The organism is Mesorhizobium sp. M6A.T.Ce.TU.016.01.1.1, assembly GCF_003997065.1.
Taxonomy (GTDB): domain Bacteria; phylum Pseudomonadota; class Alphaproteobacteria; order Rhizobiales; family Rhizobiaceae; genus Mesorhizobium; species Mesorhizobium mediterraneum.
In genome coordinates this window covers 1-16,997 of record NZ_RZTJ01000017.1, presented here as the reverse complement: position 1 = coordinate 16,997, position 16,997 = coordinate 1, and the positions used below count along the sequence as shown (strand labels likewise).

The following is a 16,997-nucleotide window of genomic DNA, read 5'->3' as shown; positions in this document are numbered from 1 at the left end:
GGGCGACAAACCCCATGCAAGAGAGTATGTTGATCATGGTGCAGGTCGCGGTTTTGCGTGGCCAGTCACGCTGAACGACGGCACCGTGAACCGCGACCTTACCGGACCTGGTCTGGAGGAATGGTCATGGCAAGTTTTCATGTGATTGCAGGCGCCAGCGAGACGCTGGAACACACCAGAATTCGAAAGATTGGCGTTTCCGACCTTTTCGACGCGCTCAGGCGTGGCGTCGACGATTTCATGGTCAAACCGTCGCATATCGTTTTCCTCTGCCTGATCTATCCGCTGGTCGGCGTCGTGCTCGCTGTCTGGACATCGGGCAACAATGCGCTGCCGCTGTTGTTTCCGCTGGTGTCAGGTTTTGCGCTGATCGGTCCATTCGCGGCGCTCGGCCTCTATGAGATCAGCCGGCGACGCGAGGCCGGGCTGGACGCCTCCTGGAGCCACGCTTTCGAGGTCAGGAATTCTCCGGCGCTGCCGGCCATCGCAGCGGTCGGCATCATGCTGCTTGCGATCTTCATCGCCTGGCTTTTGACCGCCCAGGCATTTTACCAGACCCTCTTCGGCCCGGCCCCGCCGGAATCGCTGTCCGGCTTCATCAGTGAAATATTCGCCACCGGACGTGGCTGGACGCTGGTTATCCTTGGGCACGCTATCGGTTTCGTCTTCGCCGCGGTCGTGTTGTGCACCACAGTCGTCGCGTTCCCGTTGTTGCTCGACCGCGACGTCGGTGCCTATGAAGCCATTCACACTTCGGTGCGCGTGGTCCTGGCGAACCCGATCGTAATGGCTGTCTGGGGACTGATTGTCGCCGTCGCCTTGATCATAGGCTCGCTGCCGGTGTTCGCCGGGCTGGCGGTCGTGCTGCCGATCCTCGGTCACGCCACCTGGCACGTCTATCGCAAAGTTGTGGAATCGCCGGCTTCCACCAAGCCGGCGAGCTGAAAATCCTGGCCTGCCGTGCCGGCCGGCACGGCAGGCCAGAGCTTTCAGTAAGCCGGGTAGCTAAAGCGGGCCTGGCGAGCGTCGCTGGTCAGGTTGCGGAAATCCTTGCCGCTGACATGCACCAGCGTCCTGTGGTCGCCGCCCTCGAAATAGATGTCGTCGGCCTTGCCGAGGCTTTCATCGAGAATCACCGGCACATCGTAGGCCCCGCCGATCGGCGGGACGGCGCCGGTGTCGCAATCCTCGAAGAGCGAAACCACCTCGTCTTCGGAGGCCAGGCCGATACGCTGGTCCATGACGTCCTGCAACGTGCCGAGCTCGATCCTGTGGGTGCTGGGGACCACGGCCAGCGCATAGCCGCCGTCGTGGTGAACGACCACCGATTTGGCCATTATGCTGCCGGGCACATGCGCCGCTATTGCCGACTGCCTGCTTGTCGACGTGCGGTGGTGCTCGACGGTTTCATAGGAAATTCCTTTCCCGTCGATAAAGTCCTTCAGTCTGTTTGCGATCGTCATCCTGAGCCTCCCTTGCTGGAGTTCGCGACGCATGTGGAAACGAGCGCAATCATTCTGCTTCTGTCGTTTCCCGTACCAACGAAAATGGGCCAGCTGTCGATTGTTTCAAGGCAAAGGGGAGCGGACCGCAAATAGCGCTTCCAGCTCCTGAGGGGAGACGCCGTCGACAAACCCTGTGCCCGGATTGCGCGTCAGGGCTCGGCCCCAAAAAACACCATCCGGGTGAGAAGCGTGTAATCCGATTCGAAGACCATCATTGCCACGAACACCAGCACCAGTATCGGCGGCAATATGATCGCATATGTCAGCGCCAGCCGTTCCCAGGCCATGTGCATAAAGACGGCGACGATCAGCCCGGCCTTGAGCATCATGAAGATCAGGATCAGCGACCATCTGAGATAGCCCTGGAGGCCGACATAATCGACCAGATAGGAGCAGGCGCTGAGGATGAACAGCCATGCCCAGACCACCAGATAGAGCTTGATCGGGTGCTCCTGGTGAACCTCCGCCGGGGCGATGCCAGTCGCTGCCGGATCATGCGCTTGAGCTCCGTGCAGCGTGTGTTGCCCCAGGCCGTTTGCGGTTGCTTCAGCCATATCTGCCTCTCACCAAAGCCATGTCTGCCTCTCACCAAAGATAGAAGAATGCGAAAATGAACACCCAGACCAGGTCGACGAAATGCCAGTAGAGCCCCATGATCTCGACGTTCTCATAGCTGCCCCTGCGGCTGGTGAAGAACCCGGGCCGTCCCGTGTCGTAATCTCCGCGCCAGACCTTTCGCGCCACGATGATCAGGAAGATCACCCCGAACGTCACATGGGTGCCGTGGAAGCCGGTGATCATGAAGAAGGATGACCCGAACTGCGCCGCCCCCCACGGGTTGCCCCAGGGCCGTACCCCTTCGCTGATCAGCTTGGTCCATTCGAAAGCCTGCATGCCGACGAAGGTCGCGCCGAGTGCTGCGGTCAGAAGCATGAGGATCGCGGTTTTGCGGCGGTCGCGGCGATAGCCGAAATTCACCGCCATCGCCATCGTTCCGCTGCTCGAGATCAGCACGAAGGTCATGATGGCGATAAGGATCAGCGGAACATTCGAGCCGCCAATATGAAGGGCAAAAACCTCGCTCGGATTGGGCCACGGCACCCGGGTAGACATGCGCGCGGTCATGTAGGAGAGCAGGAAGCAGCCGAAGACGAAGGTGTCGCTAAGTAGGAAGATCCACATCATGGCCTTGCCCCAGGACACGTTCTTGAACGCGCGCTGATCCGACGACCAGTCGGCGGCGACGCCTTGCAAGCCCGCCGGCCGCGGCTGTGTTTGGCCGATATGCGTCACTGTCGTCTCTGCCATCCGCCCGGCCCTCCTAGGTCAGCAACTGTCGGCAAATCTCGATAAAGGTCGCGGCCCAGCCGGCCAGAAGCGCGAAGATGGCGAGCCAGACGAAAAGCAGGAAATGCCAGTACATGGCGCATAGTTCGACGCTGAGGCGAAGCCGCTCCGGCCGGGCTCCGTTCCAGGCGCCGGCAGTTGTTCTGCTCAAGGCGACCAGCCCTCCCAGTATGTGCAGGCCATGCATCCCGGTTATCAGGTAGAAAAAACTGTTGGCCGGATTGGCGGTCAGCAAGTAGCCGTCGGCGGTCAGTTCCCGCCATGCCACAAGCTGTCCGATCAGGAAGGCAAGCGCGGTGAGCCCAGCCGTGACGAGGCCGAGCCTGACCGTGTCGATTTGGCCCCGGCGCGCGGCGACCGAGGCGCATTGCAGCGCGATGCTGCTCAGGACCAGCACGCCGGTGTTGAACCAGAGCACGCGCGGTAGCGGCAGCGCCTGCCAGTCCGACAGCGCCATGCGCATGAAATAGGCGCTGGTGAAAAGCGCAAACAGGCAGCCGACGACGGCGAGGAAGACGCCGAGGCCGATCTTGGCGGTCGGCAGCGCCGATCCTTCCGGGCCGATAATATCCCCGATCACGCCTTGCTCGAGCCATGGCTTGGCCATCAGCCGCTGGTGGGAAAGCCACCATCCGGCAAAGCCGACGATCACGAGGAGGAAGACCAGAATGACGCTCATGCCGGCTCTCTTGAGGATCCGAAGGAGCCCGGCATGTTTTGCGGTATAAAATCCTCCTTGGCGCCCGGCACGCTGTAGTCATAGGCCCAGCGATAGACGATCGGCAGCTCCTTGCCGAAATTGCCATGGGCGGGCGGTGTTTGCGGCGTCTGCCATTCGAGCGTCGTGGCGCGCCATGGATTGCCGCCGGCCTCCCGGCCATGGCGGATGCTCCAGATCAGATTGAACAGGAACACCATCTGGGCGAAGCCGACCATGAACGCCATGATGCTGATGAACGAGTTCAGGTGGTGGGCCGATTCCGTCATCACCGTCATGTCGGTCAGCTCGTTGTAGCGGCGTGGCACGCCCATCAGGCCGATGTAGTGCATGGGAAAGAAAATCAGGTAGGCGCCGAGGAAGGTGACCCAGAAATGGAACTGGCCCATTGCCTCGTTCAGCATCCGGCCAGTGACCTTCGGGTACCAGTGATAAATCGCCCCGAAGATCACGAGAATCGGGGCGACGCCCATGACCATGTGGAAATGGGCAACGACAAACATTGTATCCGACAGCGGAACATCGACGACGACATTGCCGAGAAACAATCCGGTCAGTCCGCCATTGACGAAGGTGACGATGAAGGCCAGGGCAAAAAGCATCGGTATGGTGAGGTGGATGTCGCCGCGCCACAGCGTTAGCACCCAATTGTAGACCTTGATCGCGGTCGGGACGGCAATGATCAACGTCGTGGTGGCGAAGAAGAAGCCGAAATAGGGATGCATGCCGCTGACATACATGTGATGCGCCCAGACCACGAAGCTCAGCGCGCCGATGCCGACGATGGCCCAGACCATCATCCGGTAGCCGAAGATGTTCTTGCGCGCATGAGTGCTGATCAGGTCGGACACGATGCCGAAGGCCGGCAGCGCCACGATGTAGACCTCGGGGTGGCCGAAGAACCAGAACAGATGCTGGAACAGGATCGGGCTGCCGCCGCCGTGCTGCAATTGCTCGCCCATCTCGACGATCGCCGGCATGAAGAAGCTGGTGCCGAGCGCGCGGTCGAACAACATCATCACGCAGGCGACAAACAGCGCCGGGAAGGCGAGCAGCGCCATGACGGTCGCGGTGAAGATGCCCCAGACAGTCAGCGGCAGGCGCATCAGCGTCATGCCGCGCGTGCGGCCCTGCAGCACCGTCACGACATAGTTCAAGCCGCCCATCGTGAAGCCGATGATGAACAGGATCAGCGAGATGAGCATCAGCATGATGCCCCAGTCCTGGCCGCCTGGTGTGCCGGTCATGATCGCCTGCGGCGGGTAGAGCGTCCAGCCGGCACCCGTCGGTCCGCCGGGCGCAAAGAAGCTCGACACCAAAACCAGCACGGCGAGCAGGTAGATCCAGTAGCTCAGCATGTTGACATAGGGAAAGACCATGTCGCGCGCGCCGACCATCAGTGGGATCAGATAGTTGCCGAAGCCGCCCAGGAAGAGGGCCGTGAGCAGGTAGATCACCATGATCATGCCGTGCATGGTGATGAACTGGTAGTAGGCTTCCGGGGTGATGAAGTCGAACGTGCCGGGGAAGCCGAGCTGCAGCCGCATCAGCCAGGACAGCACCAGCGCCACCAGGCCGATTGCCGTCGCCGTCGCCGAATACTGGATGGCGATGACCTTGGCGTCCTGCGAGAAAACGTATTTCGTCCACCAGCTGTGCGGATGGTAGAGTTCCATTTCCGCGACTTCGGCCGGCGGTACCGCATCTGCAGGTGTGATATCGACCATAGGAACACCTCCGTGCCCTTTTTCGGCCAGGCTCGACAGTTTCGAGCCCCGCCGCAATTTAAACCCACGTCGCCGTCTTCCCGGCGTCTACTCTGCCGAGCCCACCTGCTGGGGGGCTGACAATTGCGCAAAAGTCTGCTGTTCGCCGAGCCACGCCGTATAATCTTCCTGCGTGTCGACCATGACCACACCATGCATCAAAGGATGCCCCTGGCCGCAAAGTTCGGCGCACAGGACCTGGAAGGTTCCGGTCTTGGTCGGGGTGAACCAGAAATAGGTGACCGAGCCCGGGATCATGTCCATCTTGGCGCGGAATTCCGGGACATAGAAATCGTGGAGCACGTCGATCGAGCGAAGCAGCATCTTGACCGGCTTGCCAACCGGCAGATGCAGATCGGCAGCTTCGACCACGACATCGTCTTGGCCATTGGGGTCGCTGGCGATGACGCCCAGCGGATTTTCAGCGCTGACGTTGCGGGTGTCGGATGTGCCGAGCTTGCCGTCCTTGCCGGGCAGGCGAAAACTCCATTGCCATTGCTGGCCGACGACTTCGACCTCGGTTGCGTCGCTTGGGACGTTGACGAACTGGTTCCAGACGAACAGGCCCGGAACCAGCATGGCCGTGACCCCGATTGCGGTGACGATCGTCAGCCACCATTCGAGCCGCTTGTCCTCGGGTTTGTATGCCGCCTGATTGCCTTCCCGATGACGGAAGCGGAAGACGCAATAGGCCATGAATAGGACGACGGCGGCGAAGACGACGCCGGTGATCCAAAAGGTGATGATGATGGTGTTGTCGATATAGTCCCAGTTCGAGGCAATCGGCGTCCACCACCATGGGCTCAGGAAGTGGAACAACACTGAGCCCACAACTACCAAAACGAGTACAAGCGCGATGGCCATATCCCGTTTCCTCCCGGCATTCCAAGGGCGCGAAGCCGTCCCAGGAAATGCCAAGTGCATCATAGCTCGATTTCCGGTCGAAATTCTAGTGCGGTCATCCGGTCAGCCGAAAACGCAATGGCGATGATGTGGATAAACCTAAGAAGAAGAGGGCTGCGGCGAAGAAAAAACCTGCCAACGGGCGCCGAATAACACGGCATTCTGCCGAATTATGAAAGGCCGCCCTCAATGCGGCCGTTTTCGTTGTGACCTTAGAGCGACGTGTGGCCACTTGGACGCACAAAGTACACTCTGAACTCTTATTTTCTACGCATCCTGCTGTCCGAGAATCGATTCCGATTTTCGGGCGGATGCGGTAGCGACAGATTCGTGCCCAAGTAGCGGTTGACGGCTAGCGATACGAGATTTTGATCATTATCTGCACCGTGTTGCAAAGTGCAGGGTCGTTGGAGGGATCGTTGAAGCTATTAGTCGGTATTGGAGGCGCGGTCGCCACGGCGTTCCTCCTCGCCTCGGCCTGCGGCAGCGCCCAAGCCGACAGCGCTCTTGACAATTGGCGATTCGACACCGGCAGCGGTGGCCTGGTCACGGCCTCGCTGCATGCCACCAACAAGCTCATCACCGGCGGCGGCGCCTTGAGCTACAGCCCGGTCCTGACCATTGCCTGCCGGGCGAATGGTGAGCCGCGCTGGAGCGAATGGTTGCAGTTGAACGACGCCGTCTCCGCCAGCCGGACCATCACCGTGTCGGTGACCGTCGACAAGGCCAGCAAGGTCAACGAAAGCTGGTCGGTCGGCCCGCGGGGCCGGACGCTGGTTCGGGATGGTGCCGACGGTATCAGGCGTTTGGTTTCCGCAGACCGGCTCCTGCTTTCCTGGCGGTTCGGGCTGCTGTCGGGGCGAGGCGAGGCCGATTTCGACCTTGCCGGGTTCAGCGAGGCCGTCGGCCAGATCGCCGGCACCTGCAACACCGAGTTGCCGTGATCGGATCAGCGGCGCTCGCCTTGACCGCTAAGAAATCCAGTGAGTTATTCCGGCACAAACGTCTCGAACGCACCCGCGCAGCCAGCGGTGCGCCGGATCGGCATCGAGCCGCGGGTGCCACAAAAGTGAAACCCCGATTTCCGGCAAGGGAACCGGCAGAGGAAAACAGAACATCCCGTCGCGCAGGTTTCCCGAATAGCGTTCGGGAACGCTGGCGATCAGGTCCGAGGCACGCGCCAGGGCCAGAGCTTCCGAAAAGCCGCCGACGACCGTAACGATCTCCCGTTTCAACCCTAGCGGCTCAAGGGCATCGTCGATCGGTCCCCTGTCGAGCCCGCGACGGGAGATGAGGATGTGCCGGCCGGCTGCATAGCGGGCAGGGGTGATCGGGATCTCGCACAATGGATGCCCCATCCGCACGACACCGACGAAACGGTCACGGAACAACGCTTGCGCGCGCACCTCCGGTCCCGTGGCCTTTCCGATGACGCCCGTTTCAAGATCCAGGCTGCCGTCGCGCAGCGGTGTGCTGTCCTTGTCCGGCTTCAGCACAAAACGCAGCCGCACGCCCGGTGCTTGTTCGCCTACGCGCGCAATGAGATCCGGTCCGAAATTCTCGACAAAGCCATCCCTGTTTCTAAGCGTGAAGGTTCGCACGAGCCGTTTCAGGTCGAGCGTCTCAACAGGACGCAGAACGGATTCGGCGTCCTGCACAAGCTGACCGACGCGCTCGCGGAGCTCGATGGCCCGGGGCGTGGGAACGAGGCCGCGTCCAGCCCTGACCAACAGCGGATCGCCGGTCGTCTCACGCAATCGCGCCAGCGCCCGGCTCATCGCCGACGGACTCAGCCGCAACCTCTTGGCGGCGCGCGCAACGCTGCCTTCCGTCAGCAGCACATCAAGGGTGACAAGCAGATTGAGATCGGGATGCGACATCAACGGATCGTAGCAGCCCGGCACGATATAACATAGCGTGAAACGCAATGATTAAGTGCGAATGATGCATCTTCCGCCATGTCTAGCAAAGGACTACGTGTCTGCCAGCTCCGTTTCGGGAGTCGCCAGAAAACGGAGCTCATGTTGAAGCCAATCGATGCAGGACGAGCAGTCGCCGGAGATACGGAACGGGGACCTTCGGTTCGGTGGGCGCTCGCCAGCCTCTCGCTGTCCATGTTGCTGTCCTCATTCGGCATCAGCATCGCCAACGTTGCCTTGCCGACCTTGGCGCAGGCGTTCAACGCTTCGTTCCAGCAAGTCCAGTGGATCGTGCTGGCTTATCTCCTCGCCATCACCACCATGATCGTCAGCGTCGGACGGCTCGGCGACCTCATCGGCGGTCGGCGGCTGCTGCTGGCTGGGCTCTTCCTGTTCACCGTGGCCTCGGTCCTGTGTGGCGTCGCGCCGACGCTCTGGCTGCTGATTGCCGCCCGGGCGGCGCAGGGAGTAGGGGCGGCCATCATGATGACCCTGACCATGGCTTTTGTCGGTGAGACGGTTCCGAAGGCCAAGACCGGCAGCGCCATGGGGCTGCTCGGAACGATGTCGGCGATCGGCACCGCTCTCGGTCCGTCGCTCGGCGGTCTTCTGATTGCCGGAGCTGGTTGGCGGGCGATCTTCCTGGTCAACGTGCCGCTGGGTTTGCTGGCTTTTGTTCTCGCCTATCGCTATCTGCCGGCTGATCGCCGGGGGCCGAAGACTGATCGGACCGGCTTCGACGTTGTGGGCACGCTGCTGCTTGCCCTAGCGCTTGGCGCCTATGCGCTCGCGATGACGGTCGGGCGTGGCAGTTTTGGTCCGCTCAACATGGCCCTATTGGTGGCAGCCGTTTTCGGAGCCGGCTTCTTTGTGCTTGTGGAGGCAAGAGTGGCGTCGCCTTTGATCCGATTGGCGGCGTTCCGCAATGCGACGCTGAGTGCCAGCCTCACCATGAGTGCGCTCGTTGCGACGGTGATGATGGCGACGCTGGTGGTCGGGCCGTTCTATCTGTCTCGTGCGCTCAGGCTCGACGCGGCTCTTGTTGGGATCGTCATGTCGGTCGGTCCGCTTGTCGCCGCGCTGACCGGTGTGCCAGCTGGCCGTATAGCGGACCGTTTTGGCGCTGCGCGCATGACCATCATTGGGCTCATCGCGATAGCGGCCGGTTGCTTCATTCTGTCCATGATGCCGGCAACGCTCCCTGGCTACATCGCCCCGATTGCAATCATCACATCAGGCTATGCGCTGTTCCAAACGGCCAACAACACCGCCGTCATGTCGGATATCCGCCCGGACCAGCGGGGCGTCATTTCCGGATTGCTCAATTTGTCGCGCAACCTCGGGCTCATTACTGGCGCATCCGTCATGGGCGCCGTGTTCGCGGTTGCGTCAGCGACGACCGACATCACGACGGCGCGCCCAGAGGCCGTTGCCGCCGGTATGCGGATCACGTTCGCGGTCGCGACGATTCTGATCGTCGTCGCGCTCGCCATCGCGGTTGGAAGCCGTGCTCTCGCGGCACGCCCTTCGATGTCTGGCGTGTCATGACACCGTAGTCCGAACGCAACCCGGATGCTTTCGACGAGATGCCGGTGCATGTTCAGATCGGGCGTCAGATCAGCAGCAGGCCCTTCCCGTCATTACAATTGTTCTCACTCGTCAAAGCCGCTTGGATCGTCCGGCAAATCTGCGTCCTAGCCTGCGACTTGGTGCAGGCCTGCCTGAAACTCGGTAAGAGCCGCCTGCACGTGACTTGAAAAGGGCTTCTCTGTTTCGTCGGCGTGCCAGTTCTCCAGCGCAACTTTCCAGATGGCCGCGCCTATCTCTGCTACGGCGCGCGAAAACGAGGGCCGGATACCCCGCTGCTGTAGAGCCAGATCGATTGCGGAAGCGAGCTTATGCAGCTTCATCAGTTCCCGCTCCTGCAGGTCGCCATGCGTGAATATCAGACGCTGGCGCAGCTTTACGATAGCGCGGTGGCCGTCGATGAAGGGAGCGACCGATTCAAAGGCGCGAGCCACCATTGTCAGTGGATGCACGCCGGCGCGGGCTCTCGCTATTTCGTTTGCTATCGTGACCTGGTGATCACCGGCTCGCCAGAACATGACTTCTCGCTTGTCGGTGAAGTAGCGGTAGAACGTCCGCTCCGTTAGCCCGGCTTCCGCAGCAATCTCTGGAACAGTCGTTGCAGCGTAGCCCTGCTGCCTGAAAAGACTGTATGCGGCGGCCTCGAACCGCTCGCGCGCATTTTCTGCCCTCTTGACCATTCCAAACCCTTCTCAGTTTTGTGAACATACGACAATTGTCAGGCTCTGACAATGATGCTAAAGATTGTCAGAGCCTGCCAATGTGGCACGAGTGCTAGGGCTCGTACGCTCGGTCAATGCGGCGGCGAACACGCACAATGGTCCGACCTTCGGCGCAAAGTTCGCAAGCACAATCACGGCTCCAACTTGGAAGCGCGAAGAGGGATGCCCGATAATGGAAGACGAACGGTCCGAGACTACACAAACCTGCGGCGTCACGCGTCGCGTTGTGCTCGCTAGCGGAGCTGGGGCTGCCGCTGCGAGCATCTTGCCACTCGAGCAACGAGCCCAAGCACAACAGCAGTTCGCGCGTGCCGAAACCGGCCAAACGGTTCAAGTCTCGGCGAACGTGAACGGCCGACCGGTGATTCTTGAGATCGATTCCCGCGCTTCTCTCCTCGATTTGCTGCGTGAGCGGCGAGAGCTGACCGGGACCAAGAAGGGCTGCGATCACGGACAGTGTGGGGCTTGCACGGTTCATCTGGATGGCCGGCCTGTCTCGTCCTGTCTCACGCTGGCGGCCAAGATCGATGGACGGCAGGTCACCACGATCGAGGGCCTCGCTGAAGGCGCGGACCTTCACCCAATGCAGCAGGCCTTCATAGACAATGATGCGCTTCAATGTGGGTATTGCACGCCGGGACAGATCATGTCCGCGGTCGCCTGCGTGACTGGAGGGCATGCGACCAGTCCAGATGCAATCCGCGAGTTCATGAGTGGGAACATCTGTCGATGCGGCGCCTATGTCGGGATTCTCGCGGCCATCCAGCAAGCAGCCAAGGTCATGGAGGACTGAAAGATGAGGGCATTGAGCTACACTATTGCTCCCTCTGCCGAAGCTGCCGTGGCAAGTTTTGCCGAGGCCCAAGGATCGGCGCGATATATCGCCGGCGGCACCAACCTTTATGACCTGATGAAGCTCGGGATAGAGCGCCCGGCCCACCTGATCGACGTCAGCCGAATCGACGGGATGGACGCGATTGAAACAAACGGCGACGTTCTGCGCTTCGGTGGCCGCGCTCTAATGGCCAATGTCGCTTACACGCCGGTCGTGCGCGACCAATATCCGGTGCTTTCTGAAAGTCTGCTCAAGGCAGCGTCGCAGCAGTTGCGGAACATGGCCACGGTGGGCGGCAACCTTCTGCAACGCACCCGCTGCATGTACTTTCGCAACGGTGCGGGATCGACCTCGATGGTTGGCGTTTATCCTTGCAACAAGCGCGAGCCTGGCTCCGGTTGCTCGGCCATCGGCGGGCTCGATCGCACTCATGCCGTTCTTGGCACAAGTGAGGCTTGCACCGCGGTGGCGCCTGGCGACTGGCCAGTCGCGCTGATGGCGATGGACGCGACGATCGAGATGCTCGGGCCTGAGGGTCCGCGTAGCCTTCCGATTGCTGAATTCTACCGTCTCCCAGGCGATACGCCCCACCGCGAGTTCAATCTTCATCCGGGCGAACTGGTGACGGCGATCACCGTCCGGAAAACGCCTGCCGGCCGTGCATCGACCTATCATAAAATCCGCGACCGCGAGAGTTATGCCTTCGCATTGGCCTCCGCTGCGGTGGCACTCGAGATGGATGGCGCCACCGTCCGCACCGCCCGCATTGCGCTCGGCGGTGTCGCGACCACACCTTGGCGATCCCGCGCCGCCGAAGCAATTGTTACTGGTTCACCACTCACACCGGAACTTGCCCTTCGGGCCGGAAGGGCGGCTTTCGCCGACGCCCGCGGCGGTCAGCACAATGCATTCAAGATCGAACTCGGCGCGAGGGTTATCGCCGATGCGCTGATCATCGCCGCTGAAAGGAGGGCGTAATGCCTACGCAAGCCTTCTCGGAAATTGCACGTGTCGATGCCAGAGACAAAGTTCTCGGCCGGGCGCAGTACGGTGCCGACGTTAAGAAGCCCGGAATGCTATATGCCATGCTGGTGCCTGCGACTATTGCGAAAGGCAAGGTAAGTGCCCTCGATGTAGCGCCTGCCATGGAAACGCCCGGTGTTGTCCAAGTGCTGGGCATAGGAGATTTCCCGGCACTTCGTGCAGAGATATCGTATCGGGGCCAGCCCATTGCGCTGGTAGTTGCCGAGACCGTCGAAGCGGCGATCGAAGGCGCCGAAGCGGTGACGGCGGTTTACGAGACGGCGCCCTATATTCCGTTGATGACAAGCCCTGGTGCGCAACGCCTAGATGCCGAGGGATTCAACGCAGGCGACGTCGATCGGGCATTCCAAAACGCAGCGACAATCGTCGAGGGCATCTTCGAGACGCCAACCCAACATCACAATGCCATGGAGTTGTTTGGCACCGTTGCGGAATGGACTGATGGACGACTGACGGTATACGAGGGATGTCAAAATCTTGACGCCGTCAAGGCGGCGCTAATGAAAGCATTTGAGCTTTCACCCGATCAGATCGCAGTGAAATCAGAACAAGTCGGTGGTGGGTTCGGGCAAAAATCTCCTCCAAAAATACAGACGTTCCTGGTCGCACACGCGGCACGGTTGATACGGCGCCCGGTAAAGCTGGTGACGCCTCGCGGGCAACTCTTTCATATAGCCAACTATCGGCCGCGCAGTGTCCACAGCATCCGTCTTGCTGCCAACGCGGAAGGACGTCTGCAGGCCATCATTTACGACGTGGTGCAAGAAAACATTCCGGATGGCGGCTTTCGCTCGACCGGCTACCACGAAGATATCGCCCGCTTGTATGCGATCGAGAACTTTCGGGCGACTGCAGGCGACATCCACATCGATCGTCAGATGCCGCGTCACACAAGGGGCACGCATCCCTTTCCGGCCGGCTTTGCATTGGAAAGCGTGATCGATGAAATGGCCTACAAGCTTGGCAAGGACCCCGTTGAGCTTCGTCTTGAACACGAGGCTAAGAACGACATCATCGCTGGCCAACCTCTATCGCCGCATTTTCTGAACGACTGCCTGAGAGAGGGGGCCAGCCGCTTCGGCTGGAGCAGGCGTCTTCCTGAACCAGGCTCTATGCGACTGGCCGACGGGACGTTGGTCGGCCTTGGAGTGGCGTGCGGCGTCTTCGGTGCGTCGATGTCTGCGAGCGAGGCAACACTCAGGGTCAGGGCCGATGGCACAACACGCATGATCAACTCCGGACACGAGATGGGCCAAGGAATACTGACTGCGATCGCTAACGTCATCATCCAGGGGCTCGACATCAACCCCGATCGTCTGGAGGTCCTGCTCGGCGACACTACGTTGGGCCCACAACTCGCCACGGTCGGCGAGCGCGGGACGGCCAGCTGTGTCCCGACGGCCGCAAAGGCGGTGGAGGCTCTACGCGCCAGGTTTGCCGAACTTGCCGGGGCCAATCCGCCAGCCGGCAATTTGCACCAACAGCTCGCGCGCCTGAAGCGCCCCTATATCGAGGTCAAGGTTTCAGAGCTGGCGCCAGGTCAAGACGCGTCGGCCATCGAGGCCTACCGCACCGGCGGCCGTGCAGGCGCAGGGCCCGATTACCCCGGCTTCACGTCCATGAGCTATATCGCGCAGTTCGTGGAGATTCACATCGACGCGACGACCCGGCGGATCCGCATGCCGCGCGCGGTCAGCATCGCGGACGTGGGGCGGGTCGTAAGCCCGAGGACCGCGAAGGGCCAGATGTACGGCGGTGTCGTCTGGGGGTTCAGCACAGCGCTTCGGGAAGAGTCGGAAGTCGATCCGCGCTTTGCCGGTTACCTCAATGACGATCTCGCCGACTACGTGATGGCGGTGAACGCCGATATCGGTGAGGTGGATGTCGGGCTGATAGATAAGCCTGATCCTAGGATCAACTCGGTCGGTGTGAAAGGAATGGGCGAGTTGGTGATGCTCGGAACAGCGCCTGCAATCGCTAATGCCATCTATCACGCAACAGGCAAACGCATACGAAAACTGCCGATACGCATAGACGACGTGCTCTGACGAAGGAGAGCCGTTGAGCACTTGCTTTAACCCAACTCGCAATCCGTCTAGTTACCTTGGAGGCAAATATGCCCGCTCTGCAGATACCCTATATCCGAAACTTTGCACCTCATATTCTGAGTGTCTTGCGCATTTTTGCAGCAGGATCATTCTTCACCCATGGCACCATGAAGCTTTTCAGCTGGCCTGCACCCTTTGAATATCCTCTCAACCCGTTGCTGCTCACGGCCGGAGTTCTCGAAGTGGTTGGCGGCCTTCTATTGGTATTTGGCCTCTTCGCCCGCCCGGTTGCCTTCCTGCTTTCAGGATCCATGGCCTTCGCATACTTCATCGTGCACAGTTCGAATGGTTTCTTCCCGGTACTCAACCACGGCGAAGCAGCGATGCTGTATTGCTTCCTGTTTCTCTACATTTCCGCCGCCGGGCCGGGTGTCTGGAGCTTGGATGCGCTCCGGGAGCGCAAGGCTGGAACAACTTCGTCCCGCCTGGAGACGGCGACGTGATGTGATTGGCGCGCGGTCGGCCTACAGCCATTCAATGGAGAGCGTCTATGGAGAGTCGAGATTTCGATCGAAGAGCCAGTGCTGGCCACATGCTCGATGAGGTGCCGGGAACGGACGGGCGCGGTGTAGAAATCGCAGTGGTTCGGGCCTCGATGATCGCTCTCGCATTCACCATGCTCGGCTCCATATCGCTGCTGATCTCCTCCGGTGTTCACGCCCAGTCGTCTCGCTCAGTGGGCTCGCCGACATCGTGCGTAATGCCCGCGGCCACCCCCGTCGAGATTGCTTCGGGGCTCAATATACCCTGGTCCGCCGTGCGCGTCGGCAGCGAGGTGCTCGTCAGTCAGCGTGGTACTGGGGAGATCGTGGCGTTTCGGCCTGGCGAAACGCTACGATCAGTCGGCACCGTGCCCGACGTCGTAGCCCGAGGCGATGGCGGGATGCTTGGACTTGCGGTGCTCACAGAGAGCGCGAACGTCTGGCTCTACGCTTACCACAGCACGATTTCGGGCAATCGCATCGTGCGGATGGCGTACAGCGAAGGCGCGCTCGGTGAAGTGCAACCCGTCCTTGACGGATTGCCAGGAGGGCGCGGTCACAACGGCGGGCGCATCGAGTTTGGTCCTGACGGGATGCTCTATGCAACGGTGGGCGAGACGAGAAATCCCAACCTCTCGCAGGATCCAAACTCACTTGCTGGCAAGATCCTCCGCATGACGCCTACCGGCGGCGTCCCAACGGATAACCCTGTGAGAGGCTCTCTCGTCTACTCCCTTGGACACCGCAATTCTCAAGGACTGGCGTGGGATGACAGGGGACAGCTGTGGGCGACCGATTTTGGGGATGATGGATGGGACGAACTCAACCGCGTTGAGCCGGGGGGAAATTACGGGTGGCCGGTCATCGAAGGCAGGGGAGGCAACCCCGCTTACATAGACCCTGTCATGCAGTGGCATACGCAGGAAATGGGTCCAAGCGGGCTTGCCTACGTTGACGGCACCTTCTTCGTTGCAGGTCTGACAGGGCAGCGGCTGTGGTCGGTGACAATCGACGCCGCGGGCAATCCCGAAGCAACGGCACACTACGCCGGCGAGTTTGGGCGTGTTCGTCATGTACTCGAGGGAAACGACGGCAACCTGTGGTTCCTGACGAACGGGCGACGTGGCGACCCCGATGGGCAGGTTCTTTCGGTCCCGCTCGGGAGCCTGGCCGCGCCCGAATGCTCACGCGCATCGGCTGCCGGTGGCCGGGGTGGAGTTCCCGCAACAGTCCCATGAACCTCGCCAAACATAAGAGGGAGATGTCAATTGGCCCGGAACCTTCGTGCCTTAGCGGCCATCGCTTCGCTCTGCCTGCCAATATCGCTCGCGGTCGCCCAGCCAGTGAGTCAGCAATGCGTGAACAGCGAGGTAGCCAAGAAGGAAGTCCTCGAGCTAGATTCCATGCGCATCGACGCATTGCTTCGCAACGACGTGGGGTTTCTGGAAGAGATCACTGCCGACGACTATTCTCATGTCGAAAGCTCTGGTGGCGCTCGCAACAAATCGCAATTCATCGCAGGCCGTAGGGGTGAACGCGCGCTGTTTTCCACCTTCGTCATCGACGAAAACAAAGCGATGATCTACTGCAATGTCGCCGTTGTCGTTGGACGTTATCACAATGCGTACAGAACAAGCGGGGGATCTTCCGTAGTGAAGAGAGCCCGGCACCTTCGCGTATACGTTCATGAAAATGGGCAATGGAGGAATGTGGCGCATCAAGCGACCGAAATCGGCAGGGCCGATTGATCGAAATGTCTTCCGATTCAAGATGGCTGGCGGGAAGCGTGCAGCTATGGCGCGTCGGCGGTCGGTTTCTGATGGAAGCGTTCTCTTCAAGCGGATTGCCGAGGTTATCGGGCGCCGCCTAGGTCGAGCTGTCGAGTCGCGGGCTGGCGAGCTCTTCCGCTGGTTCGCCATCATGGCAGGCGCGAACATGGTGAAGCCAGCGCCGGACGCTTCCGACGAGAAGCCGATGCATATTTCAAATCGGGTGTCAGATCAGCAGCAGGCCCTTCATGCTGGCATGACCCTTCTTGCCGATGATGATGTGATCATGAAC

Annotated in this window: 17 protein-coding genes and 1 pseudogene; 10 read left to right on the top strand and 8 right to left on the bottom strand. The window is 60.7% G+C overall.

What is annotated here, in order from left to right:
- Window positions 1-126: 126 nt before the first annotated feature.
- Entirely contained in the window at window positions 127-945 is an 819-nt protein-coding gene (locus tag EOC94_RS24955; protein WP_095485451.1) for a DUF2189 domain-containing protein, read from the top strand.
- A 44-nt stretch (window positions 946-989) separates the two neighbouring features.
- Here the strand turns inward: EOC94_RS24955 and EOC94_RS24950 are convergent, their stop codons facing one another.
- The 6 genes from EOC94_RS24950 to coxB all read right to left on the bottom strand — a co-directional run bounded on the left by EOC94_RS24950 (window position 990) and on the right by coxB (window position 6,200).
- Window positions 990-1,463: an aminoacyl-tRNA deacylase gene (locus EOC94_RS24950; RefSeq protein WP_095485450.1), complete on the bottom strand. Its 474-nt coding sequence runs from the start codon at window positions 1,461-1,463 to the stop codon at window positions 990-992.
- 191 nt (window positions 1,464-1,654) lie between these two features.
- Window positions 1,655-2,059: a cytochrome C oxidase subunit IV family protein gene (locus EOC94_RS24945; RefSeq protein WP_095485449.1), complete on the bottom strand. Its 405-nt coding sequence runs from the start codon at window positions 2,057-2,059 to the stop codon at window positions 1,655-1,657.
- A gap of 31 nt (window positions 2,060-2,090) precedes the next feature.
- Window positions 2,091-2,813, bottom strand: a complete 723-nt coding sequence (locus EOC94_RS24940; protein ID WP_126106237.1) for a heme-copper oxidase subunit III family protein — start codon at window positions 2,811-2,813, stop codon at window positions 2,091-2,093.
- Window positions 2,814-2,826: 13 nt separating this feature from the next.
- Window positions 2,827-3,531 carry a cytochrome c oxidase subunit 3 gene (locus tag EOC94_RS24935; protein ID WP_127294106.1) on the bottom strand — a complete coding sequence of 235 codons (705 nt, stop codon included), beginning with the start codon at window positions 3,529-3,531 and terminating at the stop codon, window positions 2,827-2,829.
- Window positions 3,528-5,297, bottom strand: a complete 1,770-nt coding sequence (ctaD, locus tag EOC94_RS24930; RefSeq protein WP_127294104.1) for a cytochrome c oxidase subunit I — start codon at window positions 5,295-5,297, stop codon at window positions 3,528-3,530. Before ctaD ends, EOC94_RS24935 begins: the two co-directional genes overlap by 4 nt.
- Window positions 5,298-5,384: 87 nt before the next feature.
- Complete coding sequence (coxB, locus tag EOC94_RS24925; RefSeq protein ID WP_095485445.1) at window positions 5,385-6,200, bottom strand: cytochrome c oxidase subunit II; 816 nt, start codon at window positions 6,198-6,200, stop codon at window positions 5,385-5,387.
- Between the two features lie 458 nt (window positions 6,201-6,658).
- On the opposite strand from coxB, the gene EOC94_RS24920 reads away from it, so the two are divergent.
- A complete protein-coding gene (locus EOC94_RS24920; RefSeq protein WP_126106240.1) occupies window positions 6,659-7,183 on the top strand; it encodes a hypothetical protein in 525 nt (174 codons plus the stop codon).
- Window positions 7,184-7,210: 27 nt separating this feature from the next.
- Here the strand turns inward: EOC94_RS24920 and EOC94_RS24915 are convergent, their stop codons facing one another.
- Window positions 7,211-8,119: a LysR family transcriptional regulator gene (locus EOC94_RS24915; RefSeq protein WP_127294102.1), complete on the bottom strand. Its 909-nt coding sequence runs from the start codon at window positions 8,117-8,119 to the stop codon at window positions 7,211-7,213.
- Between the two features lie 141 nt (window positions 8,120-8,260).
- Here EOC94_RS24915 and EOC94_RS24910 point away from each other — a divergent pair, with 141 nt between their 5' ends.
- The gene (locus tag EOC94_RS24910) at window positions 8,261-9,706 is read left to right on the top strand and encodes an MFS transporter (protein ID WP_126106242.1); all 1,446 of its coding nucleotides are present in this window, start codon (window positions 8,261-8,263) and stop codon (window positions 9,704-9,706) included.
- Window positions 9,707-9,852: 146 nt separating this feature from the next.
- Here EOC94_RS24910 and EOC94_RS24905 read toward each other — a convergent pair whose 3' ends face one another.
- A complete protein-coding gene (locus tag EOC94_RS24905) occupies window positions 9,853-10,425 on the bottom strand; it encodes a TetR/AcrR family transcriptional regulator (protein WP_126106243.1) in 573 nt (190 codons plus the stop codon).
- Window positions 10,426-10,639: 214 nt separating this feature from the next.
- Here EOC94_RS24905 and EOC94_RS24900 point away from each other — a divergent pair, with 214 nt between their 5' ends.
- The 7 genes and pseudogenes from EOC94_RS24900 to EOC94_RS34175 form a co-directional block, all read left to right on the top strand.
- The gene (locus EOC94_RS24900; protein WP_126106244.1) at window positions 10,640-11,260 is read left to right on the top strand and encodes a (2Fe-2S)-binding protein; all 621 of its coding nucleotides are present in this window, start codon (window positions 10,640-10,642) and stop codon (window positions 11,258-11,260) included.
- Window positions 11,261-11,263: 3 nt separating this feature from the next.
- The gene (locus EOC94_RS24895; RefSeq protein WP_127294100.1) at window positions 11,264-12,280 is read left to right on the top strand and encodes a xanthine dehydrogenase family protein subunit M; all 1,017 of its coding nucleotides are present in this window, start codon (window positions 11,264-11,266) and stop codon (window positions 12,278-12,280) included.
- A complete protein-coding gene (locus EOC94_RS24890; RefSeq protein ID WP_127294098.1) occupies window positions 12,280-14,394 on the top strand; it encodes a xanthine dehydrogenase family protein molybdopterin-binding subunit in 2,115 nt (704 codons plus the stop codon). The genes EOC94_RS24895 and EOC94_RS24890 overlap by 1 nt, the downstream gene beginning before the upstream one ends.
- Window positions 14,395-14,462: 68 nt before the next feature.
- A complete protein-coding gene (locus EOC94_RS24885; protein ID WP_127294096.1) occupies window positions 14,463-14,897 on the top strand; it encodes a DoxX family protein in 435 nt (144 codons plus the stop codon).
- A gap of 47 nt (window positions 14,898-14,944) precedes the next feature.
- The gene (locus EOC94_RS24880) at window positions 14,945-16,174 is read left to right on the top strand and encodes a PQQ-dependent sugar dehydrogenase (RefSeq protein ID WP_127294094.1); all 1,230 of its coding nucleotides are present in this window, start codon (window positions 14,945-14,947) and stop codon (window positions 16,172-16,174) included.
- Window positions 16,175-16,204: 30 nt separating this feature from the next.
- Window positions 16,205-16,684 carry a nuclear transport factor 2 family protein gene (locus tag EOC94_RS24875; protein ID WP_126106248.1) on the top strand — a complete coding sequence of 160 codons (480 nt, stop codon included), beginning with the start codon at window positions 16,205-16,207 and terminating at the stop codon, window positions 16,682-16,684.
- Window positions 16,644-16,997, top strand: a pseudogene (locus EOC94_RS34175) (hypothetical protein); the annotation flags it as partial. The gene EOC94_RS24875 and the pseudogene EOC94_RS34175, both read left to right, overlap by 41 nt.

Excerpts from the sequence above, each read along its gene's own strand:
- EOC94_RS24900 (WP_126106244.1), top strand. The coding sequence starts at position 10,640 with ATGGAAGACGAACGGTCCGAGACTACACAAACCTGCGGCGTCACGCGT.
- EOC94_RS24915 (WP_127294102.1), bottom strand. The coding sequence starts at position 8,119 with ATGTCGCATCCCGATCTCAATCTGCTTGTCACCCTTGATGTGCTGCTG.
- EOC94_RS24885 (WP_127294096.1), top strand. The coding sequence starts at position 14,463 with ATGCCCGCTCTGCAGATACCCTATATCCGAAACTTTGCACCTCATATT.
- EOC94_RS24890 (WP_127294098.1), top strand. The coding sequence starts at position 12,280 with ATGCCTACGCAAGCCTTCTCGGAAATTGCACGTGTCGATGCCAGAGAC.
- EOC94_RS24955 (WP_095485451.1), top strand. The coding sequence starts at position 127 with ATGGCAAGTTTTCATGTGATTGCAGGCGCCAGCGAGACGCTGGAACAC.
- EOC94_RS24895 (WP_127294100.1), top strand. The coding sequence starts at position 11,264 with ATGAGGGCATTGAGCTACACTATTGCTCCCTCTGCCGAAGCTGCCGTG.
- coxB (WP_095485445.1), bottom strand. The coding sequence starts at position 6,200 with ATGGCCATCGCGCTTGTACTCGTTTTGGTAGTTGTGGGCTCAGTGTTG.
- EOC94_RS24950 (WP_095485450.1), bottom strand. The coding sequence starts at position 1,463 with ATGACGATCGCAAACAGACTGAAGGACTTTATCGACGGGAAAGGAATT.
- EOC94_RS24880 (WP_127294094.1), top strand. The coding sequence starts at position 14,945 with ATGGAGAGTCGAGATTTCGATCGAAGAGCCAGTGCTGGCCACATGCTC.
- ctaD (WP_127294104.1), bottom strand. The coding sequence starts at position 5,297 with ATGGTCGATATCACACCTGCAGATGCGGTACCGCCGGCCGAAGTCGCG.
- EOC94_RS24910 (WP_126106242.1), top strand. The coding sequence starts at position 8,261 with ATGTTGAAGCCAATCGATGCAGGACGAGCAGTCGCCGGAGATACGGAA.
- EOC94_RS24945 (WP_095485449.1), bottom strand. The coding sequence starts at position 2,059 with ATGGCTGAAGCAACCGCAAACGGCCTGGGGCAACACACGCTGCACGGA.
- EOC94_RS24935 (WP_127294106.1), bottom strand. The coding sequence starts at position 3,531 with ATGAGCGTCATTCTGGTCTTCCTCCTCGTGATCGTCGGCTTTGCCGGA.
- EOC94_RS24940 (WP_126106237.1), bottom strand. The coding sequence starts at position 2,813 with ATGGCAGAGACGACAGTGACGCATATCGGCCAAACACAGCCGCGGCCG.
- EOC94_RS24905 (WP_126106243.1), bottom strand. The coding sequence starts at position 10,425 with ATGGTCAAGAGGGCAGAAAATGCGCGCGAGCGGTTCGAGGCCGCCGCA.